The sequence below is a fragment of the Pseudomonadota bacterium genome (genome assembly GCA_039714795.1).
Taxonomy (GTDB): Bacteria; Pseudomonadota; Alphaproteobacteria; order JAGOMX01; family JAGOMX01; genus JBDLIP01.
Window position 1 is genome coordinate 1 of sequence record JBDLIP010000154.1, and the last position, 3,372, is coordinate 3,372.

Annotated in this window: 2 protein-coding genes; both read left to right on the top strand. The window is 45.8% G+C overall.

Annotated elements, in window-relative coordinates:
- The first annotated feature begins 108 nt into the window (after positions 1-108).
- Positions 109-2,415, top strand: a complete 2,307-nt coding sequence (locus ABFQ95_08120; GenBank protein MEN8237484.1) for a DNA translocase FtsK 4TM domain-containing protein — start codon at positions 109-111, stop codon at positions 2,413-2,415.
- Between the two features lie 7 nt (positions 2,416-2,422).
- Positions 2,423-3,031: an outer membrane lipoprotein carrier protein LolA gene (locus ABFQ95_08125; GenBank protein ID MEN8237485.1), complete on the top strand. Its 609-nt coding sequence runs from the start codon at positions 2,423-2,425 to the stop codon at positions 3,029-3,031.
- Positions 3,032-3,372: the final 341 nt, after the last annotated feature.

The window sequence follows — 3,372 nt, forward strand, 5'->3', positions numbered from 1 at the left end:
CCGACTTTTTAGCCGGTGTTTTTTTTCACATAAAACAGGTACCCGATAACCTATCCTTTTTCAACCCAAGATTGTCCCACAGAATCCGTTACAATGAGTTTTATCTTTATGGCTACAAGAGCACGTCATTCATCCAAAGCGAACTTTTTTTCTCCGGAAGTGTTAGAGTTTCTCAAACGACGCTACAGCGAGATTTTAGGGCTAACACTTTGCCTTATAGGCACCTACCTACTGCTCAGCCTGATCTCCTACGAGCCCTCTGATCCTTCATTTAATACGGCAATTAAAGGCGATGCTCAAAATTATGGCGGCTACCTTGGGGCTATCCTTGCCGATCTGTTACATCAGCCCTTTGGAAAGGCTAGCTATTTTCTTCCCTTTTATCTGTTCATAATCAGCAAGCTTAAACTTACGCACACACCCATACATCATTGGGCCCTCAAGTTGCTTGCAGTTCCTCTTGTCTTTGTTGTGCTATCCTTGAGCTTGGCCAGCCTGGCTTTTGCCCTTGGTGCTTCTCCAGTTGCCTGGGGGGGGGCTATTGGGGGATTGTCTTGGCAAAAGATTGCACCATTACTGCCTGGGTATAACACGTTTATCACTCCTATGATCTTTGGACTTTTGCTTTTCATCACAGGCGCAATCGTCATGCAGTTGCTTTCAGGGCATCGTTGGCGCCAATGGAATGCTATCCTCCACGTACTTTTCAATTGGACTCAAGCTCTTTTCAGAGTACATCGCACTTTGATGCAAAAAATAAAAACCATCTCCTTTGCGCATGTGAATGCCACTGCCCAAGCAAAGCAGGTTGCAAAACCTCGTGCAACCCCTCAAACTCAGCACCCCACATCGCCTCCACAAAAACCCAGTCCTGATGGCGAGCAATCTGCCCCCTTGGAACTCTCAACAACCGGTGAATACCAACTTCCCCCCCTAGATCTCTTGGCTCAAGCTTCAGACAAAGGAAAAATCTCACAAACCTCAAAACACATCTTTGAAGCCAAAGCCCAGGAGCTCATGGGAGTTCTAGAGGACTTTGGTGTTCGAGGAGAAATCGCTCAAGTGCGGCCAGGGCCTGTGGTTACCCTGTATGAACTTGTGCCAGCTCCAGGTATCAAAGCCTCTCGGGTGATTGGCTTGGCAGACGATATCGCCCGCTCAATGAGCGCCATTTCTGCTCGCGTTGCAGTGATTCCCGGATGTAATGCCATTGGGATTGAGCTACCAAATGAAACCAGACAGACAGTCTATTTGCGCGAATTGCTCTCAAGTAAAATCCATGAACAATCTAGGGCCGAACTTGCGCTTGCCTTGGGACATGATATTGGGGGCACCCCAGTCGTTGCAGATCTCGCTCGTATGCCACACTTGTTGGTTGCTGGAACCACCGGATCAGGAAAATCGGTGGCAATCAATAGCATGATCTTGTCCTTGCTTTATCGCCTTTCACCTGAGCAATGCAAACTCATCATGATTGACCCTAAAATGTTGGAGCTCTCTGTTTATGATGGTATCCCGCATTTGTTGTCTCCTGTGGTCACAGATCCAGCAAAAGCCGTTATGGCCCTTAAGTGGGCCGTGCGCGAAATGGAAGATCGGTATCGTGCCATGTCAAAACTGGGCGTACGCAATATCATTGGCTACAATTTACGTGTTTGCGAAGCCAAAGCCAGGGGAGAATCCCTAACACGCAAAGTCCAGACGGGTTTTGACCCAGAAACGCAAGCGCCCTTGTATGAAACTCAGGATCTAGACCTGCAATCTTTGCCCTATATCGTCATCGTCGTTGATGAGATGGCAGACCTGATGCTGGTTGCTGGAAAAGATATTGAAGCCTCTGTGCAACGTCTTGCGCAAATGGCTCGTGCTGCTGGTCTGCATTTGATCATGGCAACACAACGTCCGTCCGTAGATGTAATTACCGGTACCATTAAGGCCAACTTCCCAACCCGTATTAGCTTTTCAGTCTCTTCTAAAATCGACAGCCGAACCATTTTGGGAGAGCAGGGGGCTGAACAACTCTTAGGCCAAGGAGATATGCTATATATGGCCTCTGGTGGCAGAGTCGCGCGTGTACACGGTCCTTTCGTCAGTGACGAGGAAGTTGAACGAATTGTGGCCTTCCTCAAATCCCAAGGCAGTCCCAACTACGTAACAAACATCACTGAGGAGATTGAAGGAGGTTTTGATGACCTGCTCGGCGGGGAACAAAATTCTGGAGATGAGCTTTACGATCAAGCGCTTGCCTTGATCTGTCGTGAACGCAAAGCTTCAACTAGCTTTATTCAACGCCACTTGCAAATCGGCTACAATAGAGCGGCTCGTATCATTGATCGAATGGAGACTGAAGGTGTTGTCAGCCCAGCCAACCATGTTGGTAAACGTGAAATTCTTATTCAACCTACAGAGGATTAAATTACTCATGCAATATGCTCATAATGCTCATACCCTCTTACTTACCCTTGTAGTATTAGTATTTTTTTCTGTGCCAGGATTAGCTCAGGTAGAGACTCAAGGATCTATCACCAAAATTGAAAACTATTTTGAAAAATTGCAAACCATGCGTGCCAATTTTGTCCAAATGAATCAAGATGGCACAATTTATAAGGGAAAATTTTATCTGTTACGACCCAACAAATTCCGCTTGGATTATACAGATCCCTCAACCTTGTTGGTTCTCTCTGACGGAAATTCCGTCATCAATTATGATTCAGATATAGGAGATCCAGGCTACATATCCATCGACTCCACTCCGGCCTATTTTATCCTGCAACGTCACGTGAAACTATCAGGAGACATTACTGTGAGCAGTCTGCTGCCAGGAGAAAACACCCTGAGGGCCACTTTGGTAAAAACCAAAGACTCCCAAATGGGAAGTCTCACACTTATTTTTACAAACCAACCTTTCCAACTAAAAGCCTGGATTGTGCTTGATTCTCAAGGAACCAAAACCCAGACTGTCTTGTCTGATATTCAAGAAAACATTGCCCTTGACCACAGGCTTTTTCGGTTTTACAAAATGCGGCATTAACGGGAATAACTTGTGTTGGTTCAGCGGGAATCGGACAAATGACCTTCGTTTCTTAGATACTACAAAGGCCCAATCTCATCGATCAAGTCGTGTGGTTCCGGCAAGCGTGTGTGCTTCTCACTAAGGACGCTAGGAAAAATAACCTTTACAATTTAACTAAAATACTTTATAGACAGCGTTACGCAGCAAGATCAAGCAACAGAACGCGAAACACGATTATAAATGTTATTTTTCCTAGCGTCCTAACGACTTGGGCTAGACTTCTTTGCGATAGCAATTTAACAAAGGAGTTTTGTCATGTATCCTACTCAATCCGATACCAGCCTTACCTTAGAAGAAGT

What these genes read in the sequence shown, in the direction of transcription:
- ABFQ95_08125 (MEN8237485.1), top strand. Translation starts at nt 2,423, where the DNA reads ATGCAATATGCTCATAATGCTCATACCCTCTTACTTACCCTTGTAGTA.
- ABFQ95_08120 (MEN8237484.1), top strand. Translation starts at nt 109, where the DNA reads ATGGCTACAAGAGCACGTCATTCATCCAAAGCGAACTTTTTTTCTCCG.